19 protein-coding genes are annotated in these 21,084 nt (G+C 48.9%); 3 read left to right on the top strand and 16 right to left on the bottom strand.

Annotation, left to right across the window (positions count from 1 at the left end; all coding sequences use genetic code 11):
• Positions 1 to 560: 560 nt before the first annotated feature.
• The 6 genes from DFQ00_RS13910 to DFQ00_RS13885 all read right to left on the bottom strand — a co-directional run bounded on the left by DFQ00_RS13910 (position 561) and on the right by DFQ00_RS13885 (position 7,531).
• On the bottom strand, positions 561 to 1,658 hold the full coding sequence (locus tag DFQ00_RS13910; protein ID WP_110897077.1) for a pectinesterase family protein: 1,098 nt from the start codon (positions 1,656 to 1,658) through the stop codon (positions 561 to 563).
• Positions 1,655 to 2,767, bottom strand: coding sequence for a glycoside hydrolase family 88/105 protein (locus DFQ00_RS13905; RefSeq protein ID WP_110897076.1), 1,113 nt, complete (start codon positions 2,765 to 2,767; stop codon positions 1,655 to 1,657). The genes DFQ00_RS13910 and DFQ00_RS13905 overlap by 4 nt, the downstream gene beginning before the upstream one ends.
• A 255-nt stretch (positions 2,768 to 3,022) precedes the next feature.
• Entirely contained in the window at positions 3,023 to 3,991 is a 969-nt protein-coding gene (locus DFQ00_RS13900; protein WP_167433714.1) for a LacI family DNA-binding transcriptional regulator, read from the bottom strand.
• A 39-nt stretch (positions 3,992 to 4,030) separates the two neighbouring features.
• Positions 4,031 to 5,626, bottom strand: coding sequence for an extracellular solute-binding protein (locus DFQ00_RS13895; protein ID WP_110897074.1), 1,596 nt, complete (start codon positions 5,624 to 5,626; stop codon positions 4,031 to 4,033).
• A gap of 89 nt (positions 5,627 to 5,715) precedes the next feature.
• Positions 5,716 to 6,597, bottom strand: a complete 882-nt coding sequence (locus DFQ00_RS13890) for a carbohydrate ABC transporter permease (protein WP_110897073.1) — start codon at positions 6,595 to 6,597, stop codon at positions 5,716 to 5,718.
• 28 nt (positions 6,598 to 6,625) lie between these two features.
• Positions 6,626 to 7,531, bottom strand: coding sequence for an ABC transporter permease (locus tag DFQ00_RS13885; RefSeq protein WP_110897097.1), 906 nt, complete (start codon positions 7,529 to 7,531; stop codon positions 6,626 to 6,628).
• Positions 7,532 to 8,180: 649 nt separating this feature from the next.
• Here DFQ00_RS13885 and DFQ00_RS13880 point away from each other — a divergent pair.
• Positions 8,181 to 9,017 carry an ABC transporter ATP-binding protein gene (locus DFQ00_RS13880; RefSeq protein WP_110897072.1) on the top strand — a complete coding sequence of 279 codons (837 nt, stop codon included), beginning with the start codon at positions 8,181 to 8,183 and terminating at the stop codon, positions 9,015 to 9,017.
• Between the two features lie 318 nt (positions 9,018 to 9,335).
• On the opposite strand, the gene DFQ00_RS13870 is transcribed toward DFQ00_RS13880, so the two are convergent.
• From DFQ00_RS13870 to DFQ00_RS13850, 6 genes are all read right to left on the bottom strand, one after another.
• Complete coding sequence (locus tag DFQ00_RS13870; RefSeq protein ID WP_110897070.1) at positions 9,336 to 10,070, bottom strand: class I SAM-dependent DNA methyltransferase; 735 nt, start codon at positions 10,068 to 10,070, stop codon at positions 9,336 to 9,338.
• A 233-nt stretch (positions 10,071 to 10,303) separates the two neighbouring features.
• A complete protein-coding gene (locus DFQ00_RS13865; protein WP_110897069.1) occupies positions 10,304 to 11,599 on the bottom strand; it encodes a glycosyltransferase family 2 protein in 1,296 nt (431 codons plus the stop codon).
• Positions 11,592 to 11,735 (bottom strand): hypothetical protein, encoded by a 144-nt coding sequence (locus tag DFQ00_RS29185; protein WP_167433713.1) that lies wholly within the window; start codon positions 11,733 to 11,735, stop codon positions 11,592 to 11,594. The genes DFQ00_RS13865 and DFQ00_RS29185 overlap by 8 nt, the downstream gene beginning before the upstream one ends.
• An 18-nt stretch (positions 11,736 to 11,753) precedes the next feature.
• A complete protein-coding gene (locus DFQ00_RS13860) occupies positions 11,754 to 12,629 on the bottom strand; it encodes a diguanylate cyclase domain-containing protein (protein ID WP_110897068.1) in 876 nt (291 codons plus the stop codon).
• Between the two features lie 7 nt (positions 12,630 to 12,636).
• Positions 12,637 to 13,749 carry a glycosyl hydrolase family 8 gene (locus DFQ00_RS13855; protein WP_244213835.1) on the bottom strand — a complete coding sequence of 371 codons (1,113 nt, stop codon included), beginning with the start codon at positions 13,747 to 13,749 and terminating at the stop codon, positions 12,637 to 12,639.
• Between the two features lie 82 nt (positions 13,750 to 13,831).
• Positions 13,832 to 14,272, bottom strand: coding sequence for a MarR family winged helix-turn-helix transcriptional regulator (locus tag DFQ00_RS13850; protein WP_244213840.1), 441 nt, complete (start codon positions 14,270 to 14,272; stop codon positions 13,832 to 13,834).
• Positions 14,273 to 14,459: 187 nt separating this feature from the next.
• Here DFQ00_RS13850 and DFQ00_RS13845 point away from each other — a divergent pair, with 187 nt between their 5' ends.
• On the top strand, positions 14,460 to 14,900 hold the full coding sequence (locus DFQ00_RS13845) for a GNAT family N-acetyltransferase (RefSeq protein WP_110897066.1): 441 nt from the start codon (positions 14,460 to 14,462) through the stop codon (positions 14,898 to 14,900).
• A 119-nt stretch (positions 14,901 to 15,019) separates the two neighbouring features.
• Here the strand turns inward: DFQ00_RS13845 and rlmN are convergent, their stop codons facing one another.
• The 3 genes from rlmN to greA all read right to left on the bottom strand — a co-directional run bounded on the left by rlmN (position 15,020) and on the right by greA (position 18,420).
• Positions 15,020 to 16,141, bottom strand: a complete 1,122-nt coding sequence (gene rlmN, locus DFQ00_RS13840; RefSeq protein ID WP_110897065.1) for a dual-specificity RNA methyltransferase RlmN — start codon at positions 16,139 to 16,141, stop codon at positions 15,020 to 15,022.
• 174 nt (positions 16,142 to 16,315) lie between these two features.
• Complete coding sequence (locus DFQ00_RS13835) at positions 16,316 to 17,671, bottom strand: sodium-dependent transporter (protein WP_110897064.1); 1,356 nt, start codon at positions 17,669 to 17,671, stop codon at positions 16,316 to 16,318.
• A 272-nt stretch (positions 17,672 to 17,943) separates the two neighbouring features.
• Positions 17,944 to 18,420 (bottom strand): transcription elongation factor GreA, encoded by a 477-nt coding sequence (gene greA, locus DFQ00_RS13830; RefSeq protein ID WP_110897063.1) that lies wholly within the window; start codon positions 18,418 to 18,420, stop codon positions 17,944 to 17,946.
• A gap of 252 nt (positions 18,421 to 18,672) precedes the next feature.
• Between greA and DFQ00_RS13825 the strand changes: the two genes are divergently transcribed.
• Positions 18,673 to 19,464: a 4'-phosphopantetheinyl transferase family protein gene (locus DFQ00_RS13825; protein WP_110897062.1), complete on the top strand. Its 792-nt coding sequence runs from the start codon at positions 18,673 to 18,675 to the stop codon at positions 19,462 to 19,464.
• A gap of 299 nt (positions 19,465 to 19,763) precedes the next feature.
• Here the strand turns inward: DFQ00_RS13825 and DFQ00_RS13820 are convergent, their stop codons facing one another.
• Positions 19,764 to 20,510, bottom strand: a complete 747-nt coding sequence (locus tag DFQ00_RS13820) for a Bax inhibitor-1/YccA family protein (RefSeq protein WP_110897061.1) — start codon at positions 20,508 to 20,510, stop codon at positions 19,764 to 19,766.
• Between the last annotated feature and the right edge of the window lie 574 nt (positions 20,511 to 21,084).

Below are 21,084 nucleotides of genomic sequence, written 5' to 3'. Positions count from 1 at the left end.
CGAATTTTTTTCTTTGGACACATCTAAACCGATGAATTTTGTGGTAGACTGCATAGTGATAGCTCTCCTTTGCTGTGTAGCTCTGAAATGGTGGTCTTGACACTTTCCATTTTAACCTACGATGCTCAGCAATATGTGGGGGCTATCCTTGTTTACGTTCATCATAGCTAGAGAAATACAACGCCTTGTAGTGAGGCGTAATTTGTGATGTGTGATGCGCGACAACCTTATCAACATTGACATTAGCTACTATTGGATGTGATTCGCCGTATCGCTATTGACTGCTTCTCAGCCACCGCCGATATGACCCAATTAAGGCTCATGACCAGTGTTTGGAGCAAATATGACACACCATCCTGAATAACAAGCACTAAAAGACTGTGTCTAAATCCATTTTGGATTCCAGGCACAGTCTTTATTCGCTTTGTGAACAATACTCATTCAAGGAAATTGTTACTATAGATCACTCTGGCCTGCAAAGGAACCGCACTACTCTAGCTCCAGACTCAACTCCAGCTATTACCTCGTCTCCACTCTCTGGTTCCAGCTTCGACTCCAGCTCATTCAAACGGCCTCCAGCCATCCTCCCCGGACAGCACGCGGGATAACGCATACTCCGCTGCTTCTTCATCTGTCAGTATTTTTGACCATGGAGCACGCTCACCTATACGTCCGGCGCCGGGCCCAGCACTTTTGTACTCCGCATAGCGAACCGTAGCTTCAGCATCTGCCTTATCCCAGTTATGCCAGCCCTCCTGCTTCACATGCGCGCCCATCCAGCAGTTCAGGAAACAGACTTTGGCATCGTTCCGCCATGGCCTGCCCAGATACACCGATTGCGGAGGAGCATTGCTGGTCAGATCACAATCCACGAATACATAGCCGTAACGCACATCCTTCGGTGTAGACGCTGCCGTAATCCAGCCATTCACTTGCCCTTCAGCCACCTCCGCATCAGTCAAGCGACTTTTCGTATAAATCTCACAACCCTTAAACACCACCGTAGCCGAGCCAAAAATAAAGTCGATATCGCCTTCGATATAACAATTATCGAAGTACTGCCTTAACTTCCGCCGCTCCGCACCATCACGCGGCCCGCCAAAATAACTTCGGTCCAAGGGCTGCTCCGGCAGCGGACCGGTGAAGATCGTATCCTGATGGCCGATGAAATGACAGCTGCGAAACACTGCACGATCCCCGTCCACGTACACCGCCAGCGCCTGGCCTACATCCTTGCCCGGACCAGCCGAGTTCACAAATGACAGGCCTTCTGCCGTAAAATCATCCGCACCAATAAACGCTGTATAGGAATGGAATGTGTGATACTGCGAGCCGTCCGGGAATCTCTTGAGCGCATGATCATCATACGTGATGATGGTCTGCTCCGCTCCTTCACCGATGAGATGAATACCCGGCTTCTCCAGATGCAGCTTCTCATAATATACGCCTGCCTTCACCCGAATCGGAAGAATGTCATTGCTACTGCTGGCGCTGCCAACACCATCCGTGCCGTTGTCCGGCAGCGCGTCGATTGCGGCCTGAATGCTCGAATAATCTCCTGACCCATCGGAAGCAACGGTGATATAAGCGTCCGAGGCCGATGAACCCCATGCAAAACCCGCCGCCACACCTTCTTCCGCCAATCGCTGGTCCGTCATGGCAATCGCTCCATTTCCAGTGCAGCCAGCAGCAGCGGAGCAACCCCCATAAAGGAATCGCTTACAACCGCTTCGCTCACATAATAACCGTAGGAGCCATCCCGGTCCAGACTCAGCCCTGCCCCGTGGCATATGCCGTTTAACCTTACACCGTCAGCCGTTTCCTCTATTAATCTGGTGGTCAGACCTTGCCAGCCTTTCTCGGCCGCTCCGCGGAAATGTGGCTCCAGATAGCGTAAGCGAACTCCCTTCGCAAGTGCATATACAAACATGCTTGAGCCCGAAGCTTCGAGATAGTTCCCTTTGCGGAAGCCCTGATCCAGCACCTGGAACCATAATCCGCTATCCTGCTCCTGTACTCGAACTAACGCATTACACATGCGCTCGAAGATGCCAATGATTGTGCCGCGCTTCGGATGATTCAGTGGAAAATGCTCCACACTGTCTACAATCGCCATCGCATACCACCCCATCGCCCGGCTCCAGAAATGCGGCGAACATCCGGTCAGAGAATCCGCCCAGATCTGCTCCTTCGATTCATCCCAGCCATGATACAGCAGCCCGGTACGCGGATCACGCGTCTTTTGTTCGACCAGCAAAATCTGATGTGCCACTTCATCCCATAACTCTGGATGCCGGAACGTCTTCGCATATTGAGCAAGGAAGGGTGACGACATATACAGCCCATCCAGCCACATCTGGAATGGATAGATTTTTTTATGCCAGAATCCGCCTTGAGACGTGCGTGGCTGGCCTGCAAGCTGTGCGGCAAGCAGGTGGGCTGCCTCGGCATAGCGCTCATCCTCCGCACCATCCAGTAGTGCAAACAGATTTTTGCCCTGATTAATCTGGTCCAGATTATATTCTTCCAGAGAGTACGTACTGATGGAGCCATTCGGCTGCACATACAGGTCCATATGTCTTTTCATAAAATCAAAATATTCCGGCTTCTTATAGCATTCTCCCGTGCGTGCCATCGCCATCAATGTCATGCCTTCCACATAAGCCCATCGTCCCGAAGGGAACGCATGGAAGCCGTCATCGTCACACTGCTGCATGATCGTAGCTGCAATTCGCTCCGACCAGGATAACTGTGTCTGCACCTGCATCACGGCACCTCCTGTCATCATATTCCGCTTGTAGAATTCACTTACTCAACCGTCTTGTTTGCGTTGACCTGATAAGCCCGCCTTATACCGAATACTGTTGACCAAACACACTGCGACCTGCTCCTTGCCACCTGCAACCAGACAGATGGATCAAACGTTGCCAACTTTTTGCCTTACAGCGACACGCCGAGTCTCATAAGCCACCCTATGCCTTGCTTGCATAACCTGTCCCTAAAATGGTTGAGGTACCACTATTTAATGTCGGCACACCGCCGTTGAATTGCGAAGATTCAGCCTCGGCTGAATGACAACTGGAACCTCGACCTGCTCATCACGGATCAGGGATACGATCAGCTCTGCCGCCTGGACAGCCAGTTCATCCAGCGGCGGGCCGATTGTGGTCAGAGCAACCTCTGCATATTGCATATCGGGCAGATCGTCATAACCGATAATCGAGATATCACGCGGTACGCTATACCCCGCTTCAAGCAACGCCCGGAGAGCCCCCCGCGTCACCAGGTTGTTCAGGCCAATAAACGCGGTAGGAGAATCCGGGCCAAATGTATAATTTCGGATGGCAAAATAACCGTCTTCCCAAGAGGAATGTGCTGGCAGCACATGGTCTTCATTAAAAGCAAGACCCGTGCGCTGCAGAGCTTCCCTGTATCCCTCCAGCTTGACATGTTGCGAATTGCCGATGAATCCAATCCGGCTGTGCCCGAGAGACTTCAGATGCTCCACCGCTTTGAAAAGTCCCTCCTTACGATCAATCTTGATGTAAGGAGAGTTCGGCGCTTCATCTGTACCGAGCACAAAGCACGGCATGTTGAGGGTCGCAAACTTTTTCCAAAACACGTCCCGATTGTCCAGTGCATAATCCCAAAGAATACAACCGTCCACACGCAGCTGGCTGAACACATCCACTCCGTCATCGGCCACTACCAGGATCATCTGATATCCCCGCTTCTTCAGCTCGGTATGCAGACTGCCGGATATGTTGGAGAAGAGCGGGTTACTGAGTTCATCGAGCACAAATCCAATGATGTTGCTTCTGCCGGTGGAGAGCTGCCGGGCCAGCATGTTTTTCCGGTATTGATGTTTCTCCGCTACCGCGAGCACCTTCTGTTTGGTCGCCGGTTTAATCCGGGGATCATCATTCAGCGCCTTGGATACCGTGCTGTAGCTCACCCCCGCCAGTTTGGCTATATCTTTAATGGTAATCAAAATCAATCAACACCTCTCATATGCCTGACAAGCCAATGCCTATTTCTGTGCAGACTTGTAACGATCATACTGTGCCTGTCTGCCAGCAATGACCTGTTCTACATTCATCTTCTTGAGTGTTTCGATATAACTGTCGAACTGATCCAGACTTGCGTCACCGCTAATAAATTTGAAGTTCATCTCTTCCACATATGTGGTGATGTCCGGCATGGACATGCTCTCTACACTTGCCTCATCGGGCAGTGCATACACAAACGGAAACGGTTCACGTACATATTTCTCCAGTTCTTTGTCCAGCTTCGCATGCCAAGGGGCTACGATGGAGTCCGCCGAATCAGTGGACTGGATGTTAGGCAGATTCACCGGGCCGATCCCGAGCTTCTGAATGTACTCGTTGTCCTTGCCTTTATCCGTGAATTTCTTCACGCCATTCTCTTCCGTATACGTGTCATCCTTGATGCCCCATGTGTAATACGTCTGCGCCTCTTCACTAACGGCATAATCGAGGAAGCGGAAGGCAAGCTCCGGATTTTTGCTGTCCTTCGTAATGCCGAAGATGCCGCTGACCGGCGTACGTCCGATGTAAAACTGGTCGCCATGCGGCCCTTTCAATGGCAATATGCCTTTGATGATCGGCTCTTCCGGCTTGTAATCCTTGAACAGCGGGCTGTAGACCATCGACATGTACCAGCTGAAATTAAATGTGGCTCCAGTTACATCCTGCGAAATCCGCGAGGTCACCTGATCACTCGTGGTGCTGGCATAATCAACTCCAAGCAGCCCTTCCTTATACAGTCCGTTCAGATACGTCAGATATTCCTTGTAGGCAGGCTCATAATAGCTGAAATGCACTTTGCCCTGATCATCGGCATAGAACTGGTTGGACAGATCAAGCCCAAAGGCCGGGCCAAACGCCATCGGCACGAATTTGGACTCCATCGACAGCGGAATTTCATCGGCTTTGCCGTTACCGTTCGGGTCCTCCGTTTTGAACTTGCGCAGCATCGCCGTAAATTCATCGAGCGTAGTCGGCTCGTTTAAGCCAAGCTTCTTTAGCCAGCGTTCATTGACCATAAATACAGGCATATAGTTCCGCGTCAGCGTCTGCTGCGGGATATAATACATTTTACCATCTGGTGTCGTTAAACTGGCTTTCACGGAAGGCGACTTTTCATATATTTTTTTCAGATTCACGCCATATTTGTCCACCAGATCATTAATGGGAATGAACAGGCCACTGTTAATGTATTTCATCAACTGATCCTGATCCGGCAGGTATACGATATCCGGCAAGCCTGTGCCCGCAGCAAGTCTCGGGTTCACCGCATCGGCGTAGTTCTGCGGCGGGATCAGATCCCAGTCTACCGTAACACCTGCATTGCTTTCGATTTTCTTCACAATCGCTGCGGTGGACAAGTCCACGTTAGTCGTCCATGCATTGGTTCCGAGAATAGACAGCTTCGCATCCGGCTGATCCGTTACAGGCCCTGCCCCCGTATAATTGAATGCCGGCTCTGCGCTTGCAGGTGTATTCCCCGCATCCGTTCCTGCCCCTGTTCCACTGCTGCATCCCGCCAAGCTCAGTGCAAGTATTGCCGCTATTACCGTTTGTCTTCCTGCCCCTTTGAATCTCATTCTTCATTCCTCCTTGGTATGGACCATTTTGAACTCCCTGAAAAAACTTGCTCCCTCTCTGCCTGACGATGCTGCCTGGGTAACACAATCTATCCTTTCACGGCTCCGAGGGTAATCCCCTTAACGAAGTACCGTTGGATAAACGGGTAAATCATCACAATCGGCAGAATGCTGACTACGATGGATACATAACGAACCTGCAATGTGGATACCGCCAGTGCACCGGAAGTCATCGTACCGCCCATCTTCTGCATAACCTCTGGCGAGGCCATGATCAGCACCCTTCGCAGGAACATCTGGAGGGGCTGCATATCCTGTTTGCCCAGATATAGCAGAGCCGAGAAGAAGTTGTTCCAGTGAAATACAGCGTAGTACAGCGTCAGCACAGCAAGCGTAGGCTTGATGATCGGAACAGCAAGGCGATACAGCATCGTTAACTCATTCGCCCCATCTATGCTAGCGCTTTCAAATATTTCATTCGGGATACCTTCAAAAGCCGAGCGGCAGATCATCACGTTAAACGTAATCACCAGCACGGGCAGCACCATCACCCAGCGGGTATTATACAGTCCGAGCGACGTAATCATCATGTACACCGGGATCAGTCCACCCGAGAAATACATCGTAAAGGCGATAAAAAAGTTCAGCTTGCGCCGCAGGAAAAACTGCTGTCTCGACAACGGAAACGCCGCCAGGCAGGTTGCCACAATGTTCAGCATCGTGCCTACAACGGTGTACCAGACGGTGTTATAGAACGACACCCACAGCTCCTTGTATTGCAGCACCATCTGATATCCTGAAAGTGTGAAGCCAACGGGCCAGAGCACGACTTTTTGCTTGTCGATTGCGTCCACCGAGCTGAAGGAAATGCTGACCACATACAGGAACGGATACAGGGTGACAACAACAGCCAGAATCGTCAGCAGGTAGACAAATACGTAGAACAATCGGTCACTTCTCGATTTTTGCATACAGGCTCTCCTTTAATTCAGTGTGGTTTTACCAGAGTGACATTTTGGTCAGGCGGCGGGTCATGGAATTGGCTGCAAAGACTAGTACAAACGTGATGATGGAGTTGAACAGGCCGACCGCTGTAGCGAAGCCATAGTTCTGACCCTCGATCCCCATGCGGTATACGTAGGTGGACAGCACATCCGCTGTTTCATACGTGGCTCCGTTATAGAGCAGATATACCTTCTCGAAGCCTACACTCATAATGCCGCCAAGCGACAGCAGCAGCAGAATGACAATGGTTGGTTTAATGCTAGGAAGCGTCAGATGCCACAGCTCCTGAAATTTGTTCACACCGTCGATTTTGCCAGAGTCGTACATCTCGGGATCAATACCCATAATGGCTGCGATGTAGATGATGGAGCTAAAGCCGAAGCTCTGCCAGATATCGGAACTGGTGAAGATGGTACGGAACCAGCCGGCGTCCATCATGAAGTTGATTTTGTCCATGCCGAGACTTGCGATGAGGGTGTTCACAATACCGTCTGTTGGTGACAGGAAGTTGATAATCATGCCGGCTACCACGACGGTGGAGATAAAGTGGGGAAGATAAGTTACAGTCTGGGCGAAGCGTTTGAACGTCCGGTTCTTGATCTCTACGATGCAGACTGCGAATATAATGGGGATGGAGAAGCCGAACAGCAGCGGCAGAAAGGCCAGCAAAAAGGTGTTGCGCAGCAGCCGCCAGAAGTAAATCGAGTTCACGAACTGCTCAAACCAGCGCAAGCCCACCCAATCTCCGCTAAACATTCCCTGGCCCGGCATGAAATTGCGAAATGCCAGCAGTACACCAGGCATCGGCAGATACATAAAGATGACGTAATACAGAAAAATGGGCGAGAACATCAGCAGCAAATACTTATCGCGCCGAATCAGACTGAACAGCGTGGACATGCGTTTTTTCAACGTAAACACTCCCCTTCGCTTCGTAATTACAACGTTTGAATTTTTGTTTAAAAATAAAATCCTATCTCTCTTTTTAGAATAAATCTGCTGAGAAAATAGAATTAAAAATCAAGTTATACTTTGTTATTCAAGCATACAATATGTATGTGGATTTATTAGCTCTCAACACACACTATAATTACAACGTTGTAATTTTTACCTAAATGTATACGCTTTCATAAACTTTTTTTCCCATCTTAGCAAAGTCTTCATCGTTTGGCAACAACAAAAATCAGTGATGACCCTCAAAATAATTTTGCAATCCCGGCGCTAAGGGAATGCTCTGAAGACAGATGTAGCTTTGGCAAACACAAAAAAAGGCAAGAACATTCCCTCTGTTCTGCCTGGTATTCCTCCTTCTCCACAAGCGATTGGGCACAGTTGTGTCGCCTCGGTTCACTGATTGATGTGACCCGTATTTCATTCGTCATCCGGCTGTGTTCTTTTTTACCATTAATCGGCGTGTGTGCTGTTTTCTTGCGCAGTGATCAATCTGATAAGGCATAGCGAACCATTGAAACGTCTACAGGATGTTGAATACAATAAGATCAAGACAATGACGAGAGATATCTATCTAATAGGGGGAAAGAATAAGCCAATGATGATTGATGTACAACATGTCACTTGGAAAAGAGGGCCTCTCACGCTGCTGCACGATGTCAGCTGGCGTGTAAACAAAGGCGAACACTGGGCGCTGCTTGGCCTGAACGGCTCCGGCAAAACAACGCTCCTCAACATGATCACCGGCTACCTGTGGCCTACCGAAGGCAGCATCTCGGTGCTCGGCCATGAATACGGCAGTGTAGACCTGAGAGAACTTCGGAAGTCGATTGGCTGGGTAAGCTCCTCCCTGCAGGAGAAGCTGCATGCGGCTGACCGCACGCAATATGTGGTCATCAGCGGCAAACACGCCACGATTGGTCTATATGACAAGCTGGCAGACGAGGACCTGGAACAGGCCATGCATTGGATGCAAACGCTGGGCTGTCAGCATCTGTGGGACCGCGAGTACCGTACTTGTTCTCAAGGAGAGAAGCAGAAGCTTCTCATTGCCCGCGCCCTGATGGCGAATCCGCAGCTGCTTATTCTGGACGAGCCCTGTAATGGACTTGATCTATTCTCCCGAGAACGTCTGCTGCACAGCATCCGAGAACTGACAGAGCGTGCGGATACGCCTTCGCTGATCTATGTCACGCACCATACCGAGGAGATACTGCCTGTATTCCGGCATAGTCTTCTGCTCAGGCGGGGAGAAGTCTTCGGGAGCGGTCTCACTGACGATCTGATGACTCCCAGTGTATTAAGTGATTTCTTCGAAGCACCTGTAGTGGTGGATCGGCATGATGAGCGGGTCTATGTCCGGGCGGCAGCGTCCCAGGACCAGTGCTCATCATCAGGTGGATCTCAGCTGAATAGCGTCTTTGGGAATCGTTAGAATATTTCAAAGACCAAATATGCCGAAATAAGGCTTCTCCTGATCGTTAGCGCTCGTAGTGGCAAACTTCCCCTTGGAGAGGAGCGAAATTTTGCTAATGCGTCTGAATTGATGAGCACAGAAAAGCCTGACAAAGCAGACTATGGGGATAAAAAAATAAACAAAGCCCAAAATCTTATCCACATGTGGATAGTTTTTGGGCTTTTCACTCCTATATGTTGTGTTATCCACGGTTTTCTGTGCAGAACTTCGCCTTAACTGAGTATAACTTACATCTTGCGCTCCACACATCCGCCCTTCCCGGTCTTTCGTATTACTTTAATCCGGTTTACGCGCCGCCAGGAACAGGAATAGCGGGATGTGTTTTCTTCGCTCATAGTTCTCTTCATCACTGAAGTTGGCACGCTGCGGCGCAGATTCACGTAGCTGCTCCACACGGAATCCAGCCTGCTGCAGCGCCATGTAGTAGGATTCAATAGAACGGTGCATTTTCTTCACAGAACCCCCAAGCCACTGCTGCTCCCGATACCCCTCAATGAAATATTGATCCACAACCCAGTTCGTTTCCATGCCAGAGGGCTGAAGCGTTGAAGTAATGACTGGATGTTCTACCGAGAAGACAAACAGGCCGTTCTTTTTCAGCGTACTATATACACTGCGGAACAGGCTGTTCACATCCTCAATGTAATGTATAGCCAATCTTGAAATAACAAGATCATATGTATCCGTCGGATAGCTCCATTCCTCCAGGTAAGAGTGCTCGATTCGGGCATTTAATCCCTTAACCGACTCGCGGGCCGATGTGACCATATTAGTCGAACCCTCCACACCTGTATATGCCAAGCCGTTGTGCCTTACTCCCAACAGCTCTGTGGCAAATCTTGCATCACCGCAGCCGAGGTCTAGCATATTCTTGCCTGCAGCATCCCCGATCAACTCCAGGATAACCGGCTTCTCCAGCGTATCATTGGCATTGTCCTGTCCTTGTCGAAGTTCCATATACGTCTGAAATACAGCATCATTATCATAAAAATCCGAGCCTTTTTCACTCATATTGTACAAACCTCCGTTCGTGCATGAGTTGCCCAATACCATATTATTTTGCTGCCTATTATCTGTAAAAGTATACCAAATATAGCATGCTCCCGCCATAACAAAAAGACCGCTCACGGAATTCGTCCGTAAACAGCCTCTCATCACCTATACTTTTTTATTTATGACTATCTGTTATCGGAGTGCACGATGTAAAGTGTTGAGTTCCGCTCCCTTTTATCCCGTCTTAACGTCTATCCAAAGCGCTCCGTTTTGTACCATTTGCTCTCGCGTTTGCGTATTTTGTCCAACATCAGATTGTAGAATGCGCGAATGGAGATTAGAATGAAGAGCTGCGCATAGGTGAAATACGATACACACGCATAGATAAAATTGCGGGTGTTGCTCTGCCCGATATCCGCTGCCAGCGCAAGGTTAATTTGCAGCACATAGATAAAATACATCAATGCCCATCCAATAACCAGATAGATGTAGGCATCGCCGGCAAACTGGAATGGCGAACGAACCTCCGGTTTGAATATCGCAATGATCATGTACACAAGATTCACTACAAAGATGATATCGGAAACAATGATCGCCAGCATAAACCAAAAGTAACTAACCGCATAGTACAGCACCAGCAATTTATTGCGCCAGCTCGAACGATTAAACAGGTTATGAATGTTATCCAGTACAACCTGATAGTTTCCCTTCGCCCAGCGCTCACGCTGCTTCATGTATACACGCAGCTGCTCCGGCTCCTGCTGGTACGCTTCCGCTTGCGGGGCCAGAGCAACCAGCTGGCCGCGGTTCATAATCTCGAACGAAAGGGCCGTATCCTCGGTAATGGCCGTCACATCCCAGCCGCCAATCTCACGGATGAGCTTGCTTTTGATAATGTAATTCGTGCCTGGGATCGTTCCGAGCTTGAACAGCTCCCACAGACCTGTATGGTAGACACGCTGGGACGTTATAATCTCCAGATTAATGCATTTGGAGAGAAAGTTTTGCCCCCGGTTACGTGCCTTGTTCCTGCCGAATACGACACCGTAGCGTTCAGGGTCTTCCAATGATTTTTGCGCGAGAAACATCAGTGAATTTCGCTCGGGTGCGGCATCTGCATCAAATATGCAGATCCATTCCCCCGTCGCCAGCCCCAGCCCATCATTCAGCGCGCCGGATTTGCCGCCAGTGCCTTTGCGCTCAAGAACAGTAACATTGCGATGCATATAGCTCGTTTGACCAAGAAAGGAATGCAACCGCATCGCCGTATCATCCGTGCAGTTATCCGCAATGACGATAATCTGTACCTTGTCTTCAGGATAATTCAGACGCAGGATGTGCTCCACGGTTGCCACAATGACGATTCCCTCGTTATGAGCCGGTACCATCACCGTGACGGTTGGATAATGATCCATATTTGCCGGGATCTGAATCCCTCTCTTCTCCTGCTTGCGAATAAAACGAATAGCTCCACCCATAATTACGATAGATTCAAATACGGCGATCCAGATACTGAATATCGACAAGATCAGAATGATATCAGCCACTCGTTTTCCTCCGATCATACCTGCGAATCACTCTGGAGCGAAAACGAAGCGTCGCGATGGTTAACATGATGGTAAATACCGCAAAGGTGCAACTGACAGCAATACAGATCGGGATAAACCACGTCATATAATCCATTCGCCGCGCTCCTTCCTGTTAGATATATTCTCCAATCAGATCCGTCTCTGTGTTTCGTTCCAGTGCCGCAAGCACAGCGTCAATATTGTCATACTTGTCGAACTGCTCCTTCTGGAACACAAGCGCCCCGGATTTGATAACCGTTTGCAGTTCGTTCCCCCGCTTGTCGAGCACTTCCAGGTCCATTATATTTTTTTTGATCCGGCGCGTTAGCATCGGTAAATAATCCACATTCACCATCGGGCACAGAATGACAAACCGCCCGCGGTCTACGAAAAATTTGTAGTCCTCATAGCGAATCTGCTTCTGAATGGTCTGAGAAATTTCCAGCAGAAATCGGGCATACCGCGCTGAACCGAGCGACTCCAGCACAAGCGGCAGAAACTCGATCTTAAACATCGCCACGCAAAATCCGTAACAATCCGAATAACGGCGCGCAAGATTGCTCTGCTTGATTAATATGTCTCCAAGGGCTTGCTTATTGCCCAGTGTTGTATCCAGATCAATCTCCGGATTTCGATCCTTCATCTGCTCCAGACGTTCAATGACACGCGCGCTGCGTACCAGCCTTCTCTTAATGACAGCCGCAACAGCCAGATTGGCCGGAATAAGCAGCCACCACGAAAACACAAGGACATTGGCATCTGCAAAGGTTACCAGCCACACAAAATAGATGACCAGATACACAAAGCCAAGCACAACCGACACGCCTACAGGTAGTAACAGCCCCAAAGCGAGTGCTGCAAGTGATGCGGTGCTCAAACCGATATGAAGCAAGGTATAGCTCTGATTCAGATACAGATGCACATACACCAGAAGCTGCTGTACGATGGCAAGGCCAATTAAAATGGCATAGCCCCAGGCAAGACGATAGGTATTGGCTTTATTGTCCATAGGTCTCCTACTTTTTCAGCAAATTATACAATGCCGTTTCTCCTAGAAGTGGAAACAGATTATCGAACAGATGTGTGTTTCCATCAAACACATAACCACCCGGATAACGAGAATCCTGCCCCCGCAACGTAACCATATGCTTGTACAGCTGTTTAGCCCAGGCGTCATCACCTGAACGAACAGCAAGCAGCATCGTGAGGCCATACACCGAGGACGATTCATAGTCCACAGCTGGTGTACGGGTTGTGCGCTCATACTGACCGGGAAGGTGGCCCCGGGTGTCGAACTCTTTTTTCAGAAAAGCAATGAGCTTGTCAGGTCTGCTCCCCGACTCCAGCATATGATTCGCCACAATGAGCTGATCAATCAGATTCACCTTGGCATCGTAGGTATACATCTCGTTTACGACATCAAAGCTCTTCGGATAGAATAGGCCATCATCAGGCATTTTATGCAGTACGCTAACATAGCGCTCATAAGCATTCGCCTCCAGCAGCTGATGATCTTTCATGGCCTTCAGTGCAAGCAGGTCAATATAAACAAGGCTTAACGTATTGGTGGAGTGTCTGCCTGCAAAATCATAAAAATCGACCATGTACCCCCGCTGCTCGGTTCGCTGTGTCAAGGTCCTTGCAAGAGCCGACGCCGTTGCCAGCTTATCTGCTCTGCCTTGCTCCCAGCGGTCAGCCGCTTGCAGCAGCGCTCCCATAATTCGCAGATCGTCGCCAAGTGCATTCGTCGCTACATGAGCTTTGCCCTGTGTATCCAGCTTCCAGGCAATATAGAGATCGGGCCGGATCACATAATACGTCTGGAGCTGGGTGTATGCCTTCTGGAATAAAGGCTCATTATTCATCGCCAAAGCATATTGCATCCACAGCCCAAGCGATTCTGACAGCGCCTCTCTTCCAGCCACGATATCCGCTCTTTCAGACACCGCATCTTTCAGGTAGGTAGCCAGTGTACCATTGGGATTTGTCATGTGCTCTTCAATAAAAACAGCTGTAGGCGAGCTCTTTTCCATCACAAACCGCTCCCTCCAAAGCAATACAATAGCCACAGATAAAGCGGCTAGAAGCAGTATGTACCATGCGCGTTTATTCCGGATAATAAACTTCACACCATTCCTCCTGACAGGGATATACGACAGAGCAGCAGAACCTCTTCTGACGAAAGAAGCAGGTCTTATCCACAGTGTGCGCTTATTCATGAATATCCATGTATGAGCGACGACCGCCCTTTTTGACAAATTTCCAGTCCACCTCGATGTTATGCCTCATTCTGCGCAAAAGCTGTATCGCTGTCTGCATCTCTTCCTCTGTCAATCCGTTCAGTGTCACCTGATCCGAGTGCACCCCTTCTCTGCGAATGAAATCCCATGCCTCAAGCCCTGCCGCTGTTGGATACAGCACCTTATTCTTTTTATTTCCCAATGCTGGCTGTTTGACAATAAAGCCGTCTGACTCCAGCTTGCTGATCGCCCGGGCTGCGGTAGTACGATCCACTTTGATCAGCTCTGCCAATTGGTTTGGAATGATGCCAGGGTTCTCGCAGATCCGGTACAAATACAAATACTGCCCTCTGGACAGATCCAAATGCTGAAATTCAACGTTACTGATGGAATCCAGACAACGCGCAATCATCCCAATCTCGCGCAACACCTCTCTCGGTTCATCAAATGCATGTAATCCAGTCGATTCATTCACAGAGCTCACACTCCTATAAAATTGTTGCATTCGCAACATATTTGATGATATAACTACACTAGTTTATCACGTTAGCATTCATTGCGATATTACGATATTACGATCATGCGAAGGAGAATTATTGATGAATATAACGATTGTCGAGGCAAATAGCCAGAAGCTGCTTGATGCATGTTTTGCCATTCGGACTGCGATCTTTGTAGAAGAACAAGGTGTACCTGCAGCGGACGAATTTGATGCATATGATGCGCTAGGTACGGAAGCACGTCATATCCTGCTCTATGTGGATGGGGTGCCGGCAGCCTCCTCCAGACTGCGCATCGTTGAGCACGTCGCCAAGCTGGAGCGCATCTGTGTCATGCTGGATTACCGCAAGCATGGCCTGGGTCGTGTGTTGATCAACAAGCTGGAGGAAATGGCGCTTGCGGACGGGCTGAAGAAGGCCAAGCTGCACGCTCAAGTGCAGGCTTCCGGCTTCTATGCACGTCTGGGCTACGCTCCGGCTTCCGATGTATTCATGGAGGATGGTATCCCCCATCTGCTGATGACCAAGCAGTTGAATTAGGTTGAATCTTCACAACTCACACTCGTAAATTAGCCTGTAACTTGAACAAACGCCTTGATCCTCACTTCATCAGTGATTGGATCAAGGCGTTTGTTGTATTCATTAAACCAAGCCTTGCGTTAACCCATAGCCAGACGGCCTGCATCTGTTTTCACATCAGACTTGCCGTTTGCCTTGGCTTCCGCATTATTCTTCATCTGCTTGCTGCGCAGTTGTCCGCAGGCAGCATCAATATCTGTGCCGTGCTCCATACGCACAGTCGAATTAATGTTGTTCTTCTTCAGCGTATCATAGAAGCCGAGGATGGATTCCTCGGTGCTCCGCTGATACTGGCTATGCTCATCCACCGGATTGTATGGGATCAGATTCACGCTAACCATGCTCTTGCGACTGGACAGCAGTTCAGCCAGCTCGGATGCATGCTCACGCTGATCGTTCACATCCCGAAGCAGAATATATTCAAACATGATGCGTTTGTTGGTTTTCTCCAGATAATAATCGACTGCATCCATCAATTGTTCAATCGGGAACGCCCGGTTAATCTTCATGATATGTGTACGCAATTCATTATTCGGGGCATGCAGGGATATCGCCAGATTGACTTGCAGACTGCTGTCTGCAAATTCCTTGATTTTGTCCGGCAGACCGCTTGTAGATACGGTAATCCGCTTCGCAGCCAGCGCAAGACCCTTGCGATCCTTGATCACTTCGATGAAGTTGCTCATATGCTCGAAGTTGTCAAACGGTTCGCCAATACCCATCACCACTACGTTGGTGACAAGTTCACCCTGCCCTGCCGCATCCAGATGCCGCTGTACATGCATGATCTGCTCCACAATCTCTCCCGCCGAGAGATCACGACTTTTCTTGATCAGCCCGCTCGCGCAGAAGCTGCAGCCAATGTTGCATCCGACCTGTGTCGTTACACAGACGGTCAGACCGTATTTTTGCCGCATCAGTACAGTTTCAATCAGGTTGCCGTCTTGTAAACGAAGCAGAAATTTCACCGTACCATCCGATGACTCCTGCTTCACATGCTCACTGAGTGAGTTCATTGTAAAATGCTCGGAAAGAACGTCCAGACATTCCTGCCGCACATCGGACATGCCGGTAAAATCATGCACCCGCTCCTGGTACAACCACTCCCAGATGCGGGAAGCACGGGATTTCTTCTGCCCATGCTCGGGCAGCCAGTTACGTAATTGCTCTAATGTTAATCCATATAAGGATGATTTAATCATGGTATAAACCTCTTTTCGCAAAAAAGCATATGGCTCATCGGTCGTATTACCCCAAAAAACCTCTACTCTGTATTGTCCCAAAATTAACAGGCGAACACAAGGGCTTTTGCATTTCTTCCAAGAGGTTTTATGCCTGGTAAATCTGCGTAACCGCCGGATCACCTCTCCACAACTTTAGAAATGAATGATACCCGACGTGTGCAGCAGCACCAGCAGAACGAGAATCGGCGCGATATAACGCAGCATGAACAGCCAGATGCGGAACCAGCGAGAGCTTAGACCTGAAGCCTCGGCAGCCGTTTTCCAGAAGTAACCCGCAAAGATCGTAACCAGTAACCCGCCGACAGGCAGCAGAATGTTAGACGCCATGAAGTCCAGCCAGTCGAACACATTTTTCGAGCCGATCTTCCACTCCGGGAACAAGCCAAGCGACAATACGGAAGGAAGACCAACGATGAATACCGCCAGAGCAATGCTCCACACCGCACGATTACGGCTCCATGCAAATCGCTCCATGAAATATTTCACGGGAACCTCAAGCAGCGAAACTGCCGATGTTAACGCCGCAATTGCCAGCAAAATAAAGAACAGGCCGGCAAAGAAAGAACCAAGCGGCATCGCAGAGAACGCTGCAGGCAGTGCGATGAAGATCAGGGATGGCCCCTGGTCAGGTGCAATGCCAAACGAGAACGTGGTCGGGAAGATAATCAGCCCTGCGATAAAGGCATACAACAGGTCACCAGCACCGACGGCAACCGTTGCCGCACCAAGAGATTGATTTTTGTCCACATACGAGCCATACGTTACGAGAATCCCCATACCCAGCGACAGCGAGAAGAAGGCATGTCCCAGTGCAACGAGTGCAGACTCTGTAGTAAGCTGTGAAAAGTCTGGATTCAGGAAAAAGGAAACCCCGGCCCCTGCGCCCGGCAGTGTAACTGCACGAATCATCAGAATAATGAGCAAAACCAGCATGGCTGGGATCAAAATCTTGTTAAACCTCTCAATGCCGTTGGAGATACCTTTGGCTACGATCCAGGCTGTAATCAGCACAGAAACGAATTGCCATACAATCGGCATATACCCGCCTACGAAACTGTTGAATTGTGAGCCATAATCAGGATTATTGAACAGTGTGCCACTAAATGACGTTACAGCATATTGCAGCGTCCAGCCTGCAATGATGACATAGAAGGACAGAATGATAAAGGGCGTTAATACTTGCAGCAGACCTGCCGCAAGCCAGCCTTTATGCCCCCCTGCTTTGATAAAGGCGGTAGCTGCACTGCCACGTCCACTGCGGCCAATCGCAAGCTCGGCAAGCAATACAGGCAGACCGATCAGCAGCAGGCAGACGATAAAGAGCAGGAAAAACGCCGCGCCTCCATTTTCACCTGTAATATATGGGAATTTCCACATGTTACCGAGACCGACCGAGCTACCGATGGCCGCCAGAATGAAACCGGCACGCGAGAAGCGCTCTCCTTTGCCAGCTTGGTTCGATTCCAGGTTCGACTTACTCAAATTCATTGTATCTACTCCATCACTTTAAAGTTTTCCCGTAATTATATACTACTCCGTGTGTCAGGTCATGCAAAAATCACAATTTGTCGAAAATTTACCATATTGGCTTCAATCCATTTTGCAACAATTGTATATAGCTTAACCACGAGCGCCCTTGGGGAAACACAAGGAACATACAAAAAAAGACGTTCCAGACCGCCATCCGTAAGGAAAAGGGCTGAAACATCTCCACTTTTTATAGAGTCAGGTGTATAAGAAGCATAGCTATGCTACGCAGTTTATACCTTAATCTCCAGTAGTTCGTATTTAATAACACCCATCGGTGCATTGACATGGATCACACTGCCGACCTCTTTGCCCATTAGCTCTTTACCGAGTGGACTCTCATACGAGATTTTATTGTCGGATACATCTGCTTCCGCAGGACCGACCAATTGATATTCTATCTTCTCCGCAAATTCCAGATCGTTCAGCAGCACGGTTGAACCGATGCTTACCTTGGTGGAGTCGATATTATCCGAACTAATGACTCTGGCCTTGGTCAGCATTTTCTCCAGAATCAGAATGCGGGTCTCCATAAATGCCTGATCATCTTTGGCTGAATGATACTCACTGTTTTCCTTCAGGTCCCCATAACTGATCGCAAGCTTCAGACGTGCTGCAAGCTCCTTGCGCTTCACCGTTTTCAGTTCCTTCAGTTCTTCCTCCAGCTTTTCCAAGCCTTCCTGTGTCAAAATTACTTCATCATTAGCCATGTTTTCCATCTCCTAATCCTGCTATCTATCTCTATTCTAACCTATATCCACTCCAAACGGTTAACATACCCCTGAAAAGAATTTAAGTCGCTGGACCATTTGTTCCCTGCTGTGCTATCGCAGCGCTCGCTCAATCTGGCAGCATGCCGTTGAAGGGAGCTGGATTCGTCGTGACAATGTTACAGATCACGCGGTAGAAATGACAAGGATAATGTCTGGTTCACGCCGAATATGTTCATCAGGTGATCAAGGATGATAACAATTCAAGCGCTACAACTACCCGCAGTCCTGCCTGATGCCTTCTGGCATTCATTCCTGACCTTTGTCTCGGAAGAGCGCCGTGCTCAGGCTGCACGCTTCGTACATCAAGCAGATGCGTATCGCTCTGTGCTGGGTGAGGTGTTGACTAGGATTACTCTAAGTGAATTAACGGGAGTGCCAGCGAAGGAGCTTTCTTTTTCACGTAATGCCTACGGCAAGCCCTGCCTTGTTCATAATCCCCACGTACCATTCAACGTCTCCCACTCCGGGGATTGGATCGCATTAATCGCTGGCGGAACAGCTGAAGTGGGTGTGGATGTGGAAAAAATAGCCCCGATCGACTTGCAGATTGCAGAGCGTTTCTTCTCGCCACAGGAGAATGCGTATCTGGCAGCAATGCCTGCCGACCAGCAGAATCACACCTTCTATCGCCTGTGGACGCTGAAGGAAAGTTATATTAAAGCTATAGGCACAGGTCTATCGCTGCCGCTGGACTCTTTTGCTATTCTCCCGAAAGGGCTGGGACAAGGTCCCGCTGACGAGCTATGCTGGCAATGTACACAAACCGGGCATGCAGAGCTGACAGGTCAGAATCAGAGTAATTCGCAGAGTGTGCACCAAGCAGAAGGTCGGAACGACCGCGTCATGCAGCATCGTTTCTACAGCCAGCCTCTGGATGCACAGCATATGCTGGCAGCCTGCGCTTCTGATGGAGAACTGCCTATGAACCCAGAGATCGTGACACTCGATCAGATCTATACCAGATTCGTTGAAGGTCGCTAACACTGGCGATGATGTCCTGATGTCTCTTCACATGAGGTTCAGGGAAATGCAGGTAGTGTGATCCGACAATCTTTCCGTCTGCTGGCATTGAGTTCACCAGATATGGCATTTCGCGTCTGGTGAGCTCAGTCTGCTGGTGGGAGAGAACGCTTCGTTTCACCCATTCAACAAAGAAGGACAGCTACTAATGACCGGATAACCTGATAACACAAAAAGCCAACACGCAGGTTACACGCATTGGCTATGCTTACATCAACAAAATACTACTATATCGTTAGTCTCACTGCTGCGTCGTGCGTCTAGTCCCGGCTCCGCAGTTTGCTGAGCAAACGAATAATCTCAATATACAACCATACCAGGGTTACCATCAGCCCGAATGCACCGTACCACTCCATATATTTGGGTGCACCTTGCTCGGCACCGCCTTCGATGAAATCAAAATCCAGCACCAGATTGAGCGCAGCAATAATAACGATAACTACGGAAATTCCGATACCGATCAGGCTGTTCTCATGCAAATACGGGATTGTAATGCCAAAGAAACTGAGCACAAAGCTGAGCAGATACATAATCATAATACCGCCGGTTGCTGCGACAACACCCAGCTTGAAGTTTTCTGTCGCCTTGATTAATCTTGTTTTGTACGCTATCAGAAGTGCAATAAATACTGCAATAGTTAACAACGCCGCCTGTAGTGTAATACCATTGTACAGGGACTCATACCTTGCCGAGAGTGCCCCCAGGAACATCCCCTCTGCAACAGCGTAGATAGGCACAAGATAAGGAGCAGCCACCGGTTTGAATGAGATCACCAGCGCCAGAATGAAACCGACAATCAACCCGCCATACGCAAGGGGCAACACTTCTCGTCCGTTAAAGAACATCATCCACGTTGCAAATGCGCTGCCCAGCAGAATGACTAGCGTAATGAACGCTTTGTTCACCGTGCCGTTAATCGTCATATACTCCTGATACCGATCCTCCCCATATCCTCTGTTCTCAAACGTGCTGTCTTTAAGTGTAGGGTTACCGCTACGACCGATCAACACAATCACCTCTTCATATGTATTTGGTAAATCTATGAAACCTGATGTAAGTGCCACTACCTGTTAATTACTGACCTACCTGCTCACATAATGCCTAATGCATTTGAATTTCTAATCCACTTATTTACGTATCCTATTACGTATCTACGCAAAATCTCCACTTCTCACTTACTTCCGCACATCTTCACATGAAAAATTACGTAAATGCGCATTTTCCTACCTTTGTGCTTCACACAGCCTCACTTGCTTGCTCATTCCTTCATTTACCTGCTTGCTTACTCATACAACACCTTGTGCCCATTATACTTTACTCATAACATATTGATAATATAGTTTGAGTATTTTATTTTCAATCCTGTCTCCACCCGATGTAAGAACATGAAGCAAGCACTTTCGCGTTTTCCCGACAAATATCAACTCGCACGCAGCATATAGAACAGACCTTTCTCGCCCTAAAAACAAGCCAATGTCTTATTTATCACGTTCTATATACCTTTGCAGGGACACCTATTAAAGATTATCATTCGACACCATTTCGCTCTATATGAAGGACAATTCACGGAATTTTCGCTAT

It is taken from the genome of Paenibacillus barcinonensis, assembly GCF_003217495.1.
Taxonomy (GTDB): domain Bacteria; phylum Bacillota; class Bacilli; order Paenibacillales; family Paenibacillaceae; genus Paenibacillus; species Paenibacillus barcinonensis.
Note: the sequence above shows the minus strand (reverse complement) of the source record. Positions and strands in the feature narration are given on the sequence as shown.

What these genes read in the sequence shown, in the direction of transcription:
- DFQ00_RS13910 (WP_110897077.1), bottom strand. Translation starts at nt 1,658, where the DNA reads ATGACGGACCAGCGATTGGCGGAAGAAGGTGTGGCGGCGGGTTTTGCA.
- DFQ00_RS13905 (WP_110897076.1), bottom strand. Translation starts at nt 2,767, where the DNA reads ATGCAGGTGCAGACACAGTTATCCTGGTCGGAGCGAATTGCAGCTACG.
- DFQ00_RS13895 (WP_110897074.1), bottom strand. Translation starts at nt 5,626, where the DNA reads ATGAGATTCAAAGGGGCAGGAAGACAAACGGTAATAGCGGCAATACTT.
- DFQ00_RS13890 (WP_110897073.1), bottom strand. Translation starts at nt 6,597, where the DNA reads ATGCAAAAATCGAGAAGTGACCGATTGTTCTACGTATTTGTCTACCTG.
- DFQ00_RS13885 (WP_110897097.1), bottom strand. Translation starts at nt 7,531, where the DNA reads ATGTCCACGCTGTTCAGTCTGATTCGGCGCGATAAGTATTTGCTGCTG.
- DFQ00_RS13880 (WP_110897072.1), top strand. Translation starts at nt 8,181, where the DNA reads ATGATGATTGATGTACAACATGTCACTTGGAAAAGAGGGCCTCTCACG.
- DFQ00_RS13870 (WP_110897070.1), bottom strand. Translation starts at nt 10,070, where the DNA reads ATGAGTGAAAAAGGCTCGGATTTTTATGATAATGATGCTGTATTTCAG.
- DFQ00_RS29185 (WP_167433713.1), bottom strand. Translation starts at nt 11,735, where the DNA reads ATGGATTATATGACGTGGTTTATCCCGATCTGTATTGCTGTCAGTTGC.
- DFQ00_RS13860 (WP_110897068.1), bottom strand. Translation starts at nt 12,629, where the DNA reads ATGGACAATAAAGCCAATACCTATCGTCTTGCCTGGGGCTATGCCATT.
- DFQ00_RS13850 (WP_244213840.1), bottom strand. Translation starts at nt 14,272, where the DNA reads ATGATTGCGCGTTGTCTGGATTCCATCAGTAACGTTGAATTTCAGCAT.
- DFQ00_RS13845 (WP_110897066.1), top strand. Translation starts at nt 14,460, where the DNA reads ATGAATATAACGATTGTCGAGGCAAATAGCCAGAAGCTGCTTGATGCA.
- rlmN (WP_110897065.1), bottom strand. Translation starts at nt 16,141, where the DNA reads ATGATTAAATCATCCTTATATGGATTAACATTAGAGCAATTACGTAAC.
- DFQ00_RS13835 (WP_110897064.1), bottom strand. Translation starts at nt 17,671, where the DNA reads ATGAATTTGAGTAAGTCGAACCTGGAATCGAACCAAGCTGGCAAAGGA.
- greA (WP_110897063.1), bottom strand. Translation starts at nt 18,420, where the DNA reads ATGGCTAATGATGAAGTAATTTTGACACAGGAAGGCTTGGAAAAGCTG.
- DFQ00_RS13825 (WP_110897062.1), top strand. Translation starts at nt 18,673, where the DNA reads ATGATAACAATTCAAGCGCTACAACTACCCGCAGTCCTGCCTGATGCC.